Annotated in this window: 19 protein-coding genes and 1 pseudogene; 4 read left to right on the forward strand and 16 right to left on the reverse strand. The window is 54.5% G+C overall.

The features are described from left to right. The 4 genes and pseudogenes from IPM27_00005 to IPM27_00020 form a co-directional block, all read right to left on the reverse strand. Positions 1-241 (reverse strand): serine/threonine protein kinase (locus IPM27_00005; GenBank protein ID MBK9159951.1); only part of this gene is annotated, 241 nt, incomplete at its 3' end. A gap of 122 nt (positions 242-363) precedes the next feature. Then, the gene (locus IPM27_00010; protein MBK9159952.1) at positions 364-633 is read right to left on the reverse strand and encodes a hypothetical protein; all 270 of its coding nucleotides are present in this window, start codon (positions 631-633) and stop codon (positions 364-366) included. A 140-nt stretch (positions 634-773) separates the two neighbouring features. Next, complete coding sequence (locus IPM27_00015) at positions 774-1,562, reverse strand: arylesterase (GenBank protein MBK9159953.1); 789 nt, start codon at positions 1,560-1,562, stop codon at positions 774-776. 1 nt (position 1,563) lies between these two features. Continuing rightward, positions 1,564-2,595 (reverse strand): annotated as a pseudogene (locus IPM27_00020) (aldo/keto reductase). A 73-nt stretch (positions 2,596-2,668) separates the two neighbouring features. On the opposite strand from IPM27_00020, the gene IPM27_00025 reads away from it, so the two are divergent. Then, positions 2,669-3,451, forward strand: a complete 783-nt coding sequence (locus IPM27_00025) for a dioxygenase (GenBank protein MBK9159954.1) — start codon at positions 2,669-2,671, stop codon at positions 3,449-3,451. A gap of 594 nt (positions 3,452-4,045) precedes the next feature. Here IPM27_00025 and IPM27_00030 read toward each other — a convergent pair. The 9 genes from IPM27_00030 to IPM27_00070 all read right to left on the reverse strand — a co-directional run bounded on the left by IPM27_00030 (position 4,046) and on the right by IPM27_00070 (position 10,821). Further along, positions 4,046-4,363, reverse strand: a complete 318-nt coding sequence (locus tag IPM27_00030) for a hypothetical protein (protein ID MBK9159955.1) — start codon at positions 4,361-4,363, stop codon at positions 4,046-4,048. 402 nt (positions 4,364-4,765) lie between these two features. Further along, positions 4,766-5,173 (reverse strand): hypothetical protein, encoded by a 408-nt coding sequence (locus tag IPM27_00035; protein ID MBK9159956.1) that lies wholly within the window; start codon positions 5,171-5,173, stop codon positions 4,766-4,768. Positions 5,174-5,227: 54 nt separating this feature from the next. Then, positions 5,228-5,695: a hypothetical protein gene (locus IPM27_00040; protein ID MBK9159957.1), complete on the reverse strand. Its 468-nt coding sequence runs from the start codon at positions 5,693-5,695 to the stop codon at positions 5,228-5,230. 39 nt (positions 5,696-5,734) lie between these two features. Further along, positions 5,735-6,172 carry a cytochrome c gene (locus tag IPM27_00045; protein MBK9159958.1) on the reverse strand — a complete coding sequence of 146 codons (438 nt, stop codon included), beginning with the start codon at positions 6,170-6,172 and terminating at the stop codon, positions 5,735-5,737. 25 nt (positions 6,173-6,197) lie between these two features. Further along, positions 6,198-6,812 (reverse strand): TetR/AcrR family transcriptional regulator, encoded by a 615-nt coding sequence (locus tag IPM27_00050; GenBank protein ID MBK9159959.1) that lies wholly within the window; start codon positions 6,810-6,812, stop codon positions 6,198-6,200. A 24-nt stretch (positions 6,813-6,836) separates the two neighbouring features. Next, the gene (locus IPM27_00055) at positions 6,837-7,544 is read right to left on the reverse strand and encodes an ABC transporter ATP-binding protein (protein MBK9159960.1); all 708 of its coding nucleotides are present in this window, start codon (positions 7,542-7,544) and stop codon (positions 6,837-6,839) included. 1 nt (position 7,545) lies between these two features. Next, positions 7,546-8,736 carry an ABC transporter permease gene (locus IPM27_00060; GenBank protein ID MBK9159961.1) on the reverse strand — a complete coding sequence of 397 codons (1,191 nt, stop codon included), beginning with the start codon at positions 8,734-8,736 and terminating at the stop codon, positions 7,546-7,548. A 3-nt stretch (positions 8,737-8,739) separates the two neighbouring features. Next, a complete protein-coding gene (locus IPM27_00065; protein MBK9159962.1) occupies positions 8,740-9,903 on the reverse strand; it encodes an efflux RND transporter periplasmic adaptor subunit in 1,164 nt (387 codons plus the stop codon). Between the two features lie 303 nt (positions 9,904-10,206). Then, complete coding sequence (locus tag IPM27_00070; GenBank protein ID MBK9159963.1) at positions 10,207-10,821, reverse strand: tyrosine-type recombinase/integrase; 615 nt, start codon at positions 10,819-10,821, stop codon at positions 10,207-10,209. Between the two features lie 224 nt (positions 10,822-11,045). Between IPM27_00070 and IPM27_00075 the strand changes: the two genes are divergently transcribed. Further along, a complete protein-coding gene (locus IPM27_00075) occupies positions 11,046-11,765 on the forward strand; it encodes a hypothetical protein (GenBank protein MBK9159964.1) in 720 nt (239 codons plus the stop codon). A 200-nt stretch (positions 11,766-11,965) separates the two neighbouring features. Here IPM27_00075 and nadA (IPM27_00080) read toward each other — a convergent pair whose 3' ends face one another. After that, complete coding sequence (nadA, locus tag IPM27_00080; GenBank protein MBK9159965.1) at positions 11,966-12,214, reverse strand: quinolinate synthase NadA; 249 nt, start codon at positions 12,212-12,214, stop codon at positions 11,966-11,968. 85 nt (positions 12,215-12,299) lie between these two features. Between nadA (IPM27_00080) and IPM27_00085 the strand changes: the two genes are divergently transcribed. Then, positions 12,300-12,839, forward strand: a complete 540-nt coding sequence (locus IPM27_00085) for a hypothetical protein (GenBank protein MBK9159966.1) — start codon at positions 12,300-12,302, stop codon at positions 12,837-12,839. 165 nt (positions 12,840-13,004) lie between these two features. Then, positions 13,005-13,889, forward strand: a complete 885-nt coding sequence (locus IPM27_00090) for a universal stress protein (GenBank protein MBK9159967.1) — start codon at positions 13,005-13,007, stop codon at positions 13,887-13,889. Positions 13,890-13,953: 64 nt separating this feature from the next. Here the strand turns inward: IPM27_00090 and nadA (IPM27_00095) are convergent, their stop codons facing one another. Together nadA (IPM27_00095) and nudB are read right to left on the reverse strand one after the other, a co-directional pair. After that, positions 13,954-15,036: a quinolinate synthase NadA gene (gene nadA, locus IPM27_00095; protein MBK9159968.1), complete on the reverse strand. Its 1,083-nt coding sequence runs from the start codon at positions 15,034-15,036 to the stop codon at positions 13,954-13,956. Positions 15,037-15,191: 155 nt separating this feature from the next. Beyond that, a complete protein-coding gene (gene nudB, locus IPM27_00100) occupies positions 15,192-15,644 on the reverse strand; it encodes a dihydroneopterin triphosphate diphosphatase (protein MBK9159969.1) in 453 nt (150 codons plus the stop codon). Between the last annotated feature and the right edge of the window lie 14 nt (positions 15,645-15,658).

The following is a 15,658-nucleotide window of genomic DNA, read 5'->3' on the forward strand; positions in this document are numbered from 1 at the left end:
AAGGTGATCGTCCGGTCAGCAGCCGGTACATCACCACGCCGAGGCGAAAAAGATGTCGGTCTGGTGCGTCAATGTTTCGCTGCGTTGATCTGTTCGGGCGATATGTATCCGGGAGACCTGATGTTGCCGGATCTGGGTTCGATCCATGCTCGGAACGATCGCGGCGCTCCAGATCGGACACCTTGATCTCTTCCGGACGGGCCGGAAGGATATTGGCCGGCTTGATGTCGCGGTGGATCACCCTTGAATTGCGCGTAGTTCAGGGCGCGGCAACATTTGAAGATGACCCTGACGACGCGCGCGATATCCAGCAACCCTTTCGGTTCGGCGTGCTTCTCGAGTGTTCCGCCTCGACGTATTCCATCACGATATAGCGGATTCATCGTCGATCACCGCATCATAGATCGCGACGATATGCGGATGGGACAGCCGCCCCGCCAGCGATGCCTCGGTATTCAGCTGGTGCCGGTAGACTTTCCCGGCGCGCGGATCGTTCAGAATCTTCTGGTCCAGCACCTTGATGGCAACATTCCTTTCCGCAAAGGGATCGTGCGCCAGGTAGACCGTGCTGGTCGCCCCCGTCCGGAGTTTGCGGATGACCTGATATTTGCCGATGGTTGCTGTAGGGTTCATGTTCGTCGGAGCGTAACAAGTGGCAATTCCGGTATGGAGGCGGTTTGCATTGCCAGCGGTGCAAAAGGGGCTACATTGTTGCGCATATCCGCGGATTTTGCGAGTGCGCTGGCGATTCCAGATGACGCGGGAAGGCGCGATTACCGGGCATACCCGATCGACTGCAGGGCGTCGAACAGTTTTCCGGACAACAGTACATGGCCTTCGGCATTCGGGTGCAGCGGGTCGCCCTTCATTTTCGGATCGGACAGCACCTCGGCGACGGCATCCTCGATCAGCGGAACATGCTGCGCATCGGCCACTTGCCGGTAGAAATCGGGCGGCGACAGATTCTGGAAAACGGCGCCCGCGAGACTGGGCTTCGGCGTGGCCAGCAGTACCGGCTTCGCCCCGTGCTGCCGGACAAGCCCGATGATCTGTTCCAGGTTGGCGACGGTCTCTTCCTCGGGCAGATGGCGCAGCATGTCGTTCCCGCCCAGTGTCACCAATACCAACGCGGGGTCGTGCTGGTCGAGCAGCCCCGGCAGGCGCTTCAAGGCATCGCTGCTCGTGTTGCCGTTGATCCCGCCGTTGATGATGTCCCATCCCGTCCGGCTCGCCAGCAGGGCGGGCCATGCCTCTTCGGCAGACACGCCGGCCCCGGCGGTCAGGCTGTCACCCAGCGCCAGGACCGTGCTGCCGGCAGGGAGCGCGGTCTCGCCCGCCTTCTCGCCGCAGGCAACCGCCAGCAGGGCAAGGGCGGCCAACAGGAACCGCTGCCATGTCGACTTATGGGAACGCTGAACAAGTCTGTTTTTGTCGTTCCCGCGCAAAGGGGTAAGCAGGCAAGTCGCGTAGCGGCTGCTCGCAAAGCGGGAACCCAGTCGAATCAACAAGGTGGATTCCCGCTTTCGCGGGAATGACGACTTAATCAGCGCATCCTTATGCATATCAGGGTGCCGGGTTCGGATACCGTTGATGCACGGCCTCGATCTTTTCCATCATTTCCGCCGACAGCATCACTTCCGCACTGTCCAGATTCTCCTTCAACTGATCCAGGCTCGTCGCGCCGAGTATCACACTGGCGGTGAACCAGCGCGTGCGCGCAAAGCCAGCGCCATCGTCGCAGGGCTCATCCCGGCCTCGCGGGCGATGCGCACGTACTCCCTGCTGGCGACCGGGACGTTGGGCTTGTTGTAGCGCTGGCCGAAACCGGGGAACAGCGTGACGCGTCCTTTGGCCTCCGGGGCATCCAGGTATTTCCCGGTGAGCCAGCCGAACGCCAGCGGACTGTAGGCGAGCAGGCCGACGTTCGCATGGCGGCAGACTTCCGCGAGGCCGTTCTCGTAGGTGCGGTTCATCAGGTGGTAGGCATTCTGGATCGAGACGATCTTCGGTAATCCCGCCTGTGCAGCGCAGCGCACGAACTCCGCCACGCCCCACGGCGTCTCGTTGGACAGACCGATGTGGCGCACCTTGCCGGCCCGTACTAATTCCGCCAGCACCTGCAACCGCCCGATGATCGGCGTACTGTCGTGTTCCTGCGCGATGTCGTAACTTGTGCCGCCGAACATCGGCACATAGCGGTCCGGCCAATGGATCTGGTAAAGATCGACGTAGTCGGTCTGCAAGCGCTTCAGGCTGGCGTCGATCGCGGCATTGATGTGTTCGCGGTTGATGCGCGGGCCGTTGCGTATCCAGCCGAAGCCGCGCGACGGGGCCGGCGATCTTGGTCGCGATGACCAACCTGTCGCGCTGCTGGTGCTTCAGCCAGGTGCCGATATAGCTCTCGGTACGATGCACCGTCTCGCGCGGCGGCACCGGGTACATCTCCGCGGTATCGATGAAATTCACGCCGCGCGACACCGCGTAATCGAGTTGCGCGTGCGCATCCGTTTCGCTGTTCTGTTCGCCGAACGTCATCGTACCGAGACATAGCGCGGAAACGCGCAAATCGCTTGTGCCCAGTTGTCTGAGTTCCATCTGAGTCCTCCATGGATTGACGCTGACATTCTAGTCCAGATACAGCGCGGCTTCATCGTGCTAGCATCCGCGCATGACCCTGCCTGTCCTGTTCGTCTCACACGGTGCCCCGACCCTGTCGCTCGATTCCGGCGAAACGGGCGCGGCCTGGCGGCAACTGGGCGAACGATTGCCCCGGCCATCGGCGATCCTGGTGATCTCCGCGCACTGGGAGACGCCAGTCCCGACCGTCAGCAGCGCGGTCGAACCGGAAACCATCCACGACTTCTACGGCTTCCCCGCCGAACTTTACGAACTGCATTATTTCGCACCCGGTGCACCGGCGCTGGCGCAAGCGGTGGTCGATGCGTTGCAACAGGCCGGGATAGCGGTGCAACGGGACGCGACGCGCGGGCTGGATCACGGCGCATGGGTGCCGCTGCGGCTCATGTTCCCCGAAGCGGACATCCCGGTCGCGCAACTCTCGTTGCAGCCGGAGCGCGATCCGGCCTGGCATATCGCGGTGGGCCGCGCGCTGCGCCCGCTGCGCGAGCAGGGCGTGCTGATCGTCGGCAGTGGTTCCATCACCCACAACCTGCGCGCCCTGTTCAACCACCCGCAAGGCGAACCCTCGCCGGAATGGGTGACGGGGTTCTGCGACTGGATCGCGGAAAAGATCGAAGCGGGCGACCTGGAAGCGCTAGTCGAATATCGCAGCCGCGCGCCGCATGCCGTGCAGAACCATCCCACCGACGAACACCTGTTGCCGCTGTTCGTCGCGCTCGGCGCTGCACACGACATCAGAAAATCACAGCGCCTGAACCGCGTGATGACCTACGGCATGCTGGCGATGGACATGTGGCAGTTCGATGGCTGAGGGTTTTGACTGTTCCAATGTAGAACTGTTGAAGTTTGGTTTTGTATCAGGTGCTGACGCTCTATGTTGATCGGATTAGTGCCTGCTGTTCGGCCAATGCTGCCGGTGGCGTACTGTCCCATCTAGGTCAGCTATGCAACGTACACCGGCCATTGGCTTGAAATGCCGCTGAATGGCCGCTTCCAACTTCGGCGAATGCGTACAAACGACCCGTTGTTGCTGGTCACGAGCGTCGGCTTTCTTGCAGTGTATTTAACACCTTGACCATCACCAAATGGCACGATTTGGCCTAACACTCATTCGAACAGCCTATTCAGAGGTGGGCACCAGCGCCAATTTGTTCAAATCATTGATAGCTGATGCTGGCGACCGGCTTTGTCCTACACGTTGTGCCAGTTCATCATTGCGAGCTGGCAACTGTTTATGGCTGAGAACTAGTTAAGCTTCAGGTGCTCAATGCGTTTTTAGAGCTCAAGGCTCAGCACAACAGAGCCATAAGCCTGGTTTGGCACCTGATCCTCGAATTCCCGTGATCGTCAGTTGTAGCAACCGGTCTGGAGTTTCGGGAAGGCGAGGATGTGTTGCTAATTAATCCTATCGACCTCCGCGACCACTACCCATGCCGCCTTGTCCACCGCCCATACCACCGCCCATACCACTGCCCATACCACTGCCTTTACCCTGACCACCACCTTGACGACGCGTCGATGGAGTATCAGAAATAGATTTACCCAACTCAGATGCACGCGCCTTCATTTCTTCGTGTTGTTCTGAACGGATTGTTTCGCGTTCTTCGGCTGTCGTAGCATTACGCATCTTGTTCCGCTGTTCATCACGTTCTTCTTGGCTCATCATTTCTTTGCCAAGCACTTGTCGATTTTGCGTTTGAGCTTGAACAGGCGTTGTAGTCACCTCATCTGCAATCGCAACTCCACTTCCAATAAGTGCTGCCACAGTGATTACTTTCAATGCTGTCAGGTTTTTCATTTTAAGCCTCCGAAAAATTAATTGATTATTTTCACAACGTCAACGAAATCTAATTGATAAATTACAAACTTGCTTGTTGGTGCGATTGCAGTATCACTGGAATTCGCAAGGATCTATGTGACTTTTGTCACAGGCGATAACTGTTTTTAGTAACAAAATATTTCTGGTGTAACGGATTGCCCGTCATATGCTTTTCTTCGTTAACGAACAGCAGATCTTTGCACGATTAGGCCTGCCGTTCATGCTAACAACCTATTCAGTAGCGGGTTCACGCGCCAATTTATTCAGATCAAGAGACATGAAGTAGCTCACATTTCATAAGCACCTTCAAAAACGGTTGCGAAACATCAGATGAGTCGTCACACTCGCAATCACAAACCACACCGCAGTACGCATACCCATCGCAATAATCGTGCGTTGTTCATAGGCGCCACCGAAGTTGATGTGCATGCCGAAAGCGGCAAATGCGAGCGCAATCCCTGCGGCAATTACAATGGCCAGCCAAACCGCCCAACGTTTCTGCAACCAAAATCCAACGCCAGCAGCGATATAGGCAAATCCCGATAAGAAATTAAACCAAAGCACGAATGGCACATAGTTTCCAGCCGCAGAAACTGCCGCCTCGTTGCCCAGCAACACTGCCCCTCCCTCCTTGATCGTCATTAAACCAAAGAGGATTGCCACGATCGAGAGTGACGTTATTAGCCAGCCTCGAGGATGTTTAAGTGTAGTCATACTGATGCCACCTTTCTTTGAGATAAGTGCCAGACCCGAACGGTTCGACTTTGTTTATTTGGTTTCTTCTACGAAGCGATAAATTTCGTGGCAAGCAATGCAGTTATTCATGGCCGCACTCAGCTTGGCAACTACCAGATTGCTGTCTTTTGACTTTGCAGCTTCGACTGCGATATCGTCAAATTTTCCTCGCGTATCAAAACCCAGCGCCTTCATCTCAACTGGAAGCTTCCTGAACAGCGAGCCAGGAGTATCTGCCTCGGCACCCATTCCAGATGCTTTGGCTGATTTGATGACCGCATCGAAATCTTTCGCCGAAGCCGCTTCCAATATTCCTTGGGAGCTTTTCAGCCACATACGCATCTCCAGCAGCAAGGCGTTGCGTTCATCTTTACTTAGCATGACTGCCTGACGCCCATCATCAGACGGCTGCACATTACCTACCGTGAATTTGTACCCCAATGCTGAAATGATAACGGCCAGAACGGCAACCATAATCCAACTCAATTTGCAATTCTTCATATTGCCTTCCCCCTAAATAATGATTTATCAATAGCTGATTTACTTGCTTGGCGTGCCATAGAAGTGGTCAACGAACTTGCTCCGAAAGGTTTGGTGGCAATTCAAACAAGTGGTTTGCACTTGCTGAAAAGCGGCGATGACTTTCTGCCCGTCCTTCTCATGTGCGGCATGTTCAAGACCATGTGCGGCCTTATGCGTCTCAGCGTCGAGCGCTTTGAACTTGGACATCTCAGACCCCATGAAACTCATGATGCGCATTTTTTCGGCCATCGGCGGTTGTGGATGCGCGGCAATGTGTGGAGCCGTCTTGGCGACCAGTTCCCAATCTTCGCGCGCGATGCCGTCAGTGATAGCTTGCATGTTCTTGCCCAACTCCTTCATCACTTTTTGTAACTCAAGTGGTTCTGCGGCTTGTGCATGAGATACAGATAATGCGAAGGTGATAAGGGATACAGCTAAGATTGTTTGCTTCTTCATGGAGACTCCTAGTGTGGGTAACAAACTAATTGCGTGTTTTCACGCCGTGTAAAAAGATCGGGAATGTTTTTTCTGCTTGACGCTGGAGTGCATGCTTTCCACCAAATACAGATGACTGCATTACCAACCCTTGAATCATGCCGATGTAGAGCACAGCCGCACTTTGGCTGTCGAGTTCATTTGATGCCAAAGACTGTGATTTTGCTTCTTCCAACAAACCTGCAATCTTGGTCTCATAACCAGAAATAATCCCTTCAATAAGTTGACGCAACTTACCGTTCTTTTTATGTAGCAATTCAGTGAACAGCAAACGGGGAATAGCAGGATGTTTGCTGATGAACGTGATGTGCGCAAAGAACATACGCTCGATGGCATTCAAGGGATCAGTCGAATCGGCGGCGGCCTTCTCCAATACTTTCATCAGGCGTTCGCGCACCCATACGATTACGGCAAACCAGATGTCGTCCTTGGTCGCAAAGTGTCTAAAGATGGCGCCTTGTGTAAGGTTCATGGCATCTGCCATATCTTGTGTGGTGACGCTGTCCACGCCTTTGTCGGCAGCCAGCTCCACCGCCACACGAATAATTTCGCTTTGGCGCTCCTCCGAACTCATCCGTTTCTTTACAGTTTCTTGATTCAATATCGCTCTCCTTTGAATAAATCGTTAAACGTGTCTACCTTCGCCAGCTTCCTCATACGTACGCCCATCACGAATATGATAGATGCGCTTGAACGTGGGGATGATCTTCTCGTCATGGGTCACGACGATGATGGCAGTTTGATATTGCTCCGCCATCTGATTCAGGATGCGCACCACGTTGAGCGCACGTTCGCTATCCAGCGGCGCGGTCGGCTCATCAGCCAGAATGACCGGCGGATGATTGGCCAACGCACGGGCAATGGAGACACGTTGCTGTTCTCCCCCCGAGAGTTGTGAAACAGCCGCCTTGGAGCGGTGACCTACATCCAGTGCTGTTAACAATTCTTGTGCCCGAATACGAGAGTCAGCATTCGAGATGCCAGCCAACATCGGCAGCAAGGCGACGTTATCGGTGACATCCAAGAACGGAATCAAGTAAGGCGCTTGGAAGATGAAACCGATGCGATCACGGCGCAGGGTGCGCAAATCGTCGATTTTCCATGCCTCGTCATAGATTGCTTGCCCGCCCAACGTCATGCGGCCAGCAGTGGGTTCAATGACTGCCCCCAAGCATTTGAGTAGCGTGCTCTTTCCGGAACCGCTGGGGCCAACCAACCCCACCACCTCTCCCGGCCAGATAGTCATGTCCACGCCTTTGAGCGCATCCACGGCGGTATCGCCCTCGCCGTAGCGCTTCTTCAAGTTCTCGATGTGAATGGCAGGTTCACTCATCTCAGCCGCCAATCGCAGTTGCTGGGTCGATTCGTAGTGCAGCGCGAATAGCGAAGACACTGGCAAGTGCACACATGAGCATCACCAGAAGGAATCCCAAAACGGCATCGCCCGACACTAGCAACACATATTTGGGGAACATAGGTGCCCACAACGTTGCCGACAACTTGCCCACTAGGAACCCGATCAAACCCAGGCTTAAGGCTTGTTGCAGAATCATGCCGCTGATGGTCCTGTTGGTCGCCCCGATCAACTTGAGCACCGCAATCTCGCGTACCTTGTTCATGGTCATCGTGAAAATAATGAAGGCGACGATGGCCGCACTGACGATGGCGAGAATCACAAGGAACATGAATATCTGTTTGGATGAAGTGGCGATCAGGCGCGCCACCAGAATCTCATCCATCTGATCTTTGGAATAAGCTTGCAAGTGTTTCCAGCGCACGATCTGCTCAGATACTGTGGCCTCGCTACCCTGCACAGTGCGCACCAACACGGCATTCACGAATCGACTCGATGTCTGGCTGGCTTGTATCGCTTCCAACAATCCGGGGACCCCCGGACGATTGAAGGCCGGGTTCGCAGCAGTGCGCGCACGTTCGTTCACGAGCGCATCGTTGTCTTTAAGGAATTGTACTTCCTGCGCATCCTTAAGCGGAATGAAGATCATCGGATCGCCACCTGATGAGACCATGCGGCGTGTGAGCCCAACCACGGTGTATTCGTGGCGGCGGATGGTGACCGTGTCACCTACGGCAAGACCGGTCTTGATGTCGACCAGTGCTTCATAGTGCGAACGTGTGATTGGACGACCCGCAACAAGATAAGCCGGTTCACCCGGCTTGCCCGCCTCAAAACCCACCAACATCACGCGGATGTCTTTGTTGTTGTGGCGTATCTGCATGGTCAGGTAGGTAACATTGCCCGCTTCAAGTATGCCCGGCATGCCCAGCAAGTCTTTGGCTACATCATCATGCACGCTGGAGGGTTCGGCATACGGCCCCAAGGTGTCCTGCTGCACCACCCACAGATCGGCCCCCGCATTCTCGATCAGCACGCGTGCATCATCCACCATGCCGCGATAGACGCCTGCCATGGTCAGCGTCACACCGATCAGCAAGCCAAGACCCACGCCGGTGAAAACGAATTTCCCCCAGCCATGCAGAATGTCGCGGCTCGCCAAATTGATCATGAATTAGCCTTTAACCAGCGCGGACACTACTTTAACTTTTAGACCCTCGCGCAAAGCTTGCTGGCTATACACAATCACCTCATCACCATCGACCAATCCATCTAATATTTGGGTACGTCCATCCATCGTGGAGAGGCCGATTTTGACGGACTTGAACGCCACCTTGCTATCCTGCAAGACCCATACCCCATTCTGGTTATCCACGCGTTTAAGGGCTGCGCTGGGGATGCTGCGCGTGTCATTCAGCGCGGGTAGTTTGAGTGTGACTTCCGCATATTCGCCGATGCTGGCTTGTGCGCCATGTAGCGAAACGTTGACGATGCGCTCTTCAGTCACCGCATCGCTCACTATATCGATGCGTGCGACCTTACCCATAAGTGGAACATGAGGTTGTGAACGCAACATGATTTCTGCCACTTGCCCGACACGAACCAAACCCGCTTGTTGTTGTGCGATGCGCGTTTCAACCCATAGGCTGTTTGGATCGATTACCTGAAGCGCGACCTGCCCGCCAACGAGCGTGCTCCCTGACTCAACCGACCTGGCCGCGACCACGCCATCGATCGGACTTACCAGTCGCGTTTGTGCGCGCGCCTTGCCGATGCCGCGCGCGTCGATTTGTGATCTGGCATGCTCATCGCGAGCGATGGCGAGATTTGCCGAAGATGCTGCCAAGGCGGCCTCGGCCGCATTCTTTTCGTGCTGTTTTGCATCGTACATCTCTTGGCTAACGAAGCCGCGTTCACGCAACTCCTGATATCGGGTCGCGGTTGCAGAGAAGGTTTTGAAACGACTTTGTGCTTCGCTTACTTGCGCTTCCGCCGCCAAGATCGCATTGGCCGTTTTCTGAACCACACGCTGACTGCCCGCCAACTTGTCATCCAGATCAATTGGATCCATTTCGGCCAGTACTTGTCCAGTGACAACACTATCACCCTGATCGACAAGCACGCTTTTCACTCGGCTTGTTATGGTGGGGGCTAGGTTGTAACTGTGCCTGGCGTTCAAGATACCGATGCCAAACACGCTATTGGCAAGGTTGCTGACCTGGACTTTCTCGACTGTGACTTTGACAGGGGCCAGCGGTCCTTGTGTAAGGACAACCCAGGCAAAAAGGATTGCTAGCGCAACCCCAACCAGTAGTATTTTGATTTTCTGAGCAGACACGACATAACACCAAGATAGTAATTGATTGCTATCTTAGCGAGGTATACCGAATAACGCAACAATGCTAGAAATGTGGATATAGGAAAGACTTAGGCTATCCTATAGCCGCCTCATATCAATGACCGCTGCATCCACATTGCTGCGCACCACGAATGACGGCTTTCTTGCTGCGTATTTGCAACCTTGACGGGCGGGTCATGGCACGGAGCACTCATAGCACCATGCTACTCCAAAGCGGCCATTGCCGCCTGACCCATGGATCGAGAGAGCGACTGACCGGAAGGTCAGCCGCTAACCAATTGGTTATATTTCGGTTTGTTCGGATATCTCCAGTGCATCGTCAACTTCAATCCCCAGGTACCGCACGGTGCTTTCTAGCTTCGAGTGGCCCAGCAATAGTTGCACTGCCCGCAGGTTTTTGGTTCGTCGGTAAATCAAAGTAGCCTTAGTTCGGCGCATCGTATGGGTGCCATATGCGGTAGGATCAAGGCCAATATCTGCAACCCATCGATGAACAATCCTAGCGTATTGCCTAGTTGAAACATGCAGAGAGCTTTGGAGCCGACTTGGAAACAAGTGCTGTTCCGGCTTCAGATTGGCCTTGGCAATCCATGCGGCGACCGCATTTCTTGTATCTTCCGTCAGCTCAAACTGCACGGGCCTCTGAGTCTTTCGTTGAATTACTATCGCCCGCGTCAGTATCTGGTTGCCGTGAGCAACGTCTCGAACCCGTAGGTTGACCAGATCACAACCTCGAAGCTTGCTGTCGATGGCTAGGTTAAACATTGCCAGATCACGGATACGTTTGCCGAGTTGCAGGTGAATACGAATAGCCCAGATGTCCTTCAGCTTCAGCGGTGGCTTCTGCCCGATCAATTTGCCTTTATTCCAGGGTTCGCGGGATTGAGAGGTTTCCATTTCAGACTCCTTATTGATTGAACGGAGTCTGATTCTGCGGTTTCGCTTCGCTACTGTCGGTGTCCGCTATGGAGTAACATGCCGCTATGAGTGCTGTGTGCCAATTGCGGAAGTACAGCTTCTGGTTCTGATTGGCTCCCCAGTTCGTACCAGAACCAGCACTAAAAATGCATAGACTTTTTTCCGCTTGTGCCTGAGGGTTTTTGCCGATAGATTGCGTTCCCATGTCACCGAAGTACTATTTTCCTGCCGACCCCTCGTGGCGTGAACGTCAGCTTTTCCGCTACTTGGAGGGGATACATGTACTCACCCTTCAGGAAGAAGGCCGCTTAAGAGTCAAGAAACAGCATAGCTATCAAACAATTGGAGATATACGGCAAGATTCAACAGAAGGAACCAAGTCGACTTTCATCCAAGGTCCTGGCTACTTTACTGGCCCACAGGCTAAGGCCATCCTTGGCTTCAATGTTCACTCAGTCACAGTCAACGATGGAGGGCTCATGCGTTTTCAACATAAGCTGTCCTTGCCGCCCGCATATATGGTGAGCACCTCTGCAACCCGTGGAACGCACCTGTTGAATCGCTTCGGCGTGAACGACTACTTTACGATTACAAACGTTGAACTCTTTCTGACAATATTGGCCCGCGAGATTTATAAGCAGATAAAAATAGAAATTGTAGCCTTCGACAAAGTGACATACGTCAGACAAAAGTCACGCACTTATACGATGCCGCAGGCTGCCAAGCTGCCCAATACAATCCACAGCGTAGATGTCGCAGAATATTTCAAGAAGACACTCAACTACGCGGTAGAGGCCGAATACCGCTTTTTATTCTTGACCGATGCTAAAGATGCGCCCGAGTATCTGGACTTGCAGCTTCCGCTATCAGAAGTCCATGCTTGCTGCCACTTTAATCACGAAATGGGGACGGAGCCCAAATAATTTCAGTGGCTCATCCCTATCTGCGTTGAACTTCCGCAACGTGTCGAGAGTACTCAATCACGTATCTAGGAAGCGGCCGTTCAGGATTATCCCTCGCTTATGGCCGGTGACCATTCCATACCGGTCGTTCGCTGCTCTGGCTGCCACTGGCAGCAAAGGCCGAGCAACGGGCATTTCAGATTGATGCACCGACTGGCAGTTCATGGCACAAGCAGGCGCTTTATGCGTTGCCGATGCCGCGCGTGGGCAGATTGATCTGCCTGGCGAAGTCCAATGCGATTGATTGGCTGCACGGCGCGCGGGATGATGGCGGGATCGACATGGATCTCGTTATGCCCGCGCTCCAGCACTTCGGCAAGGTTGAGCAGGCCGTTCATCGCCATCCACGGACAGTGGCTGCAACTCCGGCAGTTCGCACCCGGTCCGGCGGTGGGCGCTTCTGGTGTCACGGTGTCAGGTACCTAGTTTGTTGAGTAAGTCAGGTTTATACTTGAAACAGCGGTGCTTGGTATTAACTAACCTGGGAGATTAATCATGAATGATGATACAAAATCGGAACAGCCAAGTCAGATATCGAAAGCAGACAGCGATTCCATGCTGGTCGCTCTGTATGACCAATTTGTTGAGAAATCTCACGAACTCTTTGAACTCGGAAAAGAAATAAGCCTTGAGGCATGTGAAAAATCGATGGAATCCGCAAAACAGCAAATGGCGGAAGCGGGCTCATTCACCAATGAGCAGGGCGAGGCGTTCAAGAACTATCTTCGTCGCGACCTCGATCATACGATGGCTGACGCGCACCAGTTGGGGGTGGATCTTAAGGATGGTGTTAATCCCGCGCGACTGGGTGCGGGTGCCCTATCATCACTTGCAAAATTACTGCATGCCTCCGGCGGAGTGCTGACTAGGCTTTCGGAACGAACTGAAGATGCTTTGGAATATAAAACTGGCGAAATTACCATGGCTTGCACTCTTACGTGCTCTACATGCGGTCATAAGATTCACTATAACAAAACATCGGTCATACTTTTCTGCCCGTCATGTAACGGTACAACCTTTCGCAAGGGTTATTGAACAATAATGCGCTCTCGTCCAGGCTGCGTTATGCGCTGCCACTGATTCCGAGAAGGTTCGTCCTGAATCATTAATGGATTGAACAAGACATCTGGTTCGGTAATTTCAGTTTTTCTGCGAACTGGTTTTTTTGTTGTAACGGATTTATCCAGATAGAAGGTCACCATGTTCAGGCATCGGTCCATCATAGCGGCAACAGATTTTTCCGAAAATGCTCAGCAGGCTGTAGAACGGGCTGCGAAACTGGCTAAGGAATGGGGAGCCTCATTGACCCTCATTCATGTATTTAACGATAGCGTATGGTCAAGCATAAGTGGAATCTACGATATAAATCGCTGGGAGGCTTTCGATCCAGTTCAGAGCGCACAAAAAAGACTTGTTGAGATTTGTGCCCAACTAAAACACGATTTCGGCATAACCGCTGATACACAGATCCTGCATGGTCGTGCCTCAAAGGAAATTCAAAAAATTGTCATATCGCGAGATGCGGGGTTGGTGGTCGTCGGAAAACACGGAGAGAATTGGATCCGTGATGCGATAGTGGGAGGGACCGCACTCAAGCTGCTCGAGTCTGCACATACGCCTATCCTGCTAGTGAAGGGTCGTGCCATCGGCCACTACCAGAATATTGCAATTGCCACTGATTTTTCGGCGAATGCGCGCCGCGCTTCCCTCATGGCCTTGGAAATGTTTCCGGATGCGTGGCATCACTTGATTCACGCCTATCATGTACCCTTTGAGTCAAGTATGCGCATGACCAGAGTAAAGGAGGAGAGAATTCAGCAGTATCGCGAACAGGAATATCTCAGAGCCGTCCGTAATCTCGAAGCCTTTGCGACTGACGGCAAACATTTGCCTGCCGAAAAGCTGTCCAAGCTCGTATTGTTCGGTTCTCCCTCATCCGTGATATTTGAGCAAGTGCAGAACTTGAAAATTGATCTTATTGCCATTGGTAAGCATGGCGGAGGAAACGCCGAACAACTATTGCTGGGCAGTGTCACCCAGAACGTGCTTTACCATTCTGACTGCGATGTGCTCATAAGTCCCTAAGCCAATTGGCTCAAATCGGATAACGCATTTCAGTGCGCGACTGGTCATGGCACAAGCAGGCGCTTTACGCGTTGCCGATGCCGCGCGTGGGCAGATCGATCTGCCTGGCGAAGTCCAGCATGCGTTTGATCGGCTGCACGGCGCGCGGGATGATGGCGGGATCGACGTGGATCTCGTTGTGCCCGCGCTCCAGCACTTCGGCCAGGTTGAGCAGGCCGTTCATCGCCATCCACGGGCAGTGGCTGCAACTCCGGCAGTTCGCACCCGGTCCGGCGGTGGGCGCTTCGAGGAAGAGCTTGTCCGGGCACAGGGTGCGCATCTTGTGCAAGATTCCGTTGTCGGTGGCGACGATGAATTCCTTCGCTGCCGAATCTTGCGCGGCCTTGATGAGCTGGGAGGTGGAGCCGACCACGTCGGCGAGTTGCACCACCGCGCGCGGTGATTCGGGATGCACCAGTACCCGTGCGCCGGGGTGCCGCGCCTTGAGTTCCTGCAGTTCCTTCGCCTTGTATTCGTCGTGCACGATGCACGAACCCTGCCATAGCAGCATGTCCGCGCCGGTCTGTTCCTGCACATAAGCACCGAGGTGGCGATCCGGCGCCCACAGTATCTTCTTGCCCTGCTCATGCAGGTGCTTCACCACCGGCAGCGCGATGGAGCTGGTCACCATCCAGTCGGCGCGCGCCTTCACCGCCGCGCTGGTGTTGGCATAGACCACCACCACACGGTCGGGATGCGCATCGCAGAACGCGGCGAACTCGTCCGCCTGGCAGCCGAGGTCGAGCGAACATTCCGCTTCGAGGTCGGGCATCAGTACGCGCTTCTCGGGATTGAGTATCTTGGCGGTCTCGCCCATGAAGCGTACGCCGGCGACGACGATGGTCCTGGCCGGATGGCGGTGGCCGAAGTTGGCCATGTCGAGTGAATCGGAGACGATGCCGCCGGTGGCTTCGGCCAGGTCCTGCAGGTCGGGATGCACGTAGTAATGAGCCACCAGCACCGCGTCCTGTTCCTTCAGCATGCGCTTGATGCGCGCGACCAGTTCGGCTTTCCCGGCGGGATCGGGTTCGTGCGGTACTTTTGCCCACGCCACCGCTGTTGGAGAGCCGGGATGTTCATAAGAAAAGGGAATACCCTGTTCACTCATAGGTGCCTCGATAAGTTCGTCATTCCCGCGCAAGCGGGAATCCATTGGTTTTATCAAATAAGCCTTTTGGCCTTGTCCCTCGCGTTGCGAGGGAGTTCTTTAATTGGACTGGATTCCCGCTTGCGCGGGAATGACAATATTTCCCGGGTGCTTCATCAAGATATCCTCTGTGCGTGATTTGGTAGTTCCAGTATCGCCGCGCGATTGCTGGGGGAAAATACTTTGTCTGCCGCATCCTGCCACGCCAGCCACTGGAAGTTCAAGTGTTCACGCGATGCAAGCCGGACGGGGGCAGCGCCGGGAAGCCGCAGCCCGAATACATGTTCGGTGTTATGGGTGACGCCTGGCGCGTAACGGTGCCGCCAGTGCGGGTAGATCTCGTAGACGTTCCGCGATTGCCAGTCGGCCAGTTCATGCAGGTTTGCGTCCAGCCCGGTCTCTTCGCGCACCTCGCGCAGCACCGTGTCACGCAACGGCTCGTCCGGCTCGCAACTGCCGGTGACGGACTGCCAGTAGCCGGGGTGGTCGGCACGCTCCAGCAACAGCACTTTCAGGTCTGCGGTGTAGATCACCACGAGGACCGAGACGGGCTGTTTGTAGTTCGTCATATTCCCGGCTTCAG

The organism is Nitrosomonadales bacterium, assembly GCA_016716325.1.
Taxonomy (GTDB): Bacteria; Pseudomonadota; Gammaproteobacteria; order Burkholderiales; family Gallionellaceae; genus Gallionella.

Coding starts and splice junctions, on each gene's coding strand:
- nudB (MBK9159969.1), bottom strand. CDS start 15,644: ATGACGAACTACAAACAGCCCGTCTCGGTCCTCGTGGTGATCTACACC.
- IPM27_00025 (MBK9159954.1), top strand. CDS start 2,669: ATGACCCTGCCTGTCCTGTTCGTCTCACACGGTGCCCCGACCCTGTCG.
- IPM27_00090 (MBK9159967.1), top strand. CDS start 13,005: ATGTTCAGGCATCGGTCCATCATAGCGGCAACAGATTTTTCCGAAAAT.
- IPM27_00085 (MBK9159966.1), top strand. CDS start 12,300: ATGAATGATGATACAAAATCGGAACAGCCAAGTCAGATATCGAAAGCA.
- IPM27_00040 (MBK9159957.1), bottom strand. CDS start 5,695: ATGAAGAATTGCAAATTGAGTTGGATTATGGTTGCCGTTCTGGCCGTT.
- IPM27_00010 (MBK9159952.1), bottom strand. CDS start 633: ATGAACCCTACAGCAACCATCGGCAAATATCAGGTCATCCGCAAACTC.
- IPM27_00015 (MBK9159953.1), bottom strand. CDS start 1,562: ATGCATAAGGATGCGCTGATTAAGTCGTCATTCCCGCGAAAGCGGGAA.
- IPM27_00035 (MBK9159956.1), bottom strand. CDS start 5,173: ATGACTACACTTAAACATCCTCGAGGCTGGCTAATAACGTCACTCTCG.
- nadA (MBK9159968.1), bottom strand. CDS start 15,036: ATGAGTGAACAGGGTATTCCCTTTTCTTATGAACATCCCGGCTCTCCA.
- IPM27_00070 (MBK9159963.1), bottom strand. CDS start 10,821: ATGGAAACCTCTCAATCCCGCGAACCCTGGAATAAAGGCAAATTGATC.
- IPM27_00055 (MBK9159960.1), bottom strand. CDS start 7,544: ATGAGTGAACCTGCCATTCACATCGAGAACTTGAAGAAGCGCTACGGC.
- IPM27_00045 (MBK9159958.1), bottom strand. CDS start 6,172: ATGAAGAAGCAAACAATCTTAGCTGTATCCCTTATCACCTTCGCATTA.
- IPM27_00060 (MBK9159961.1), bottom strand. CDS start 8,736: ATGATCAATTTGGCGAGCCGCGACATTCTGCATGGCTGGGGGAAATTC.
- IPM27_00075 (MBK9159964.1), top strand. CDS start 11,046: ATGTCACCGAAGTACTATTTTCCTGCCGACCCCTCGTGGCGTGAACGT.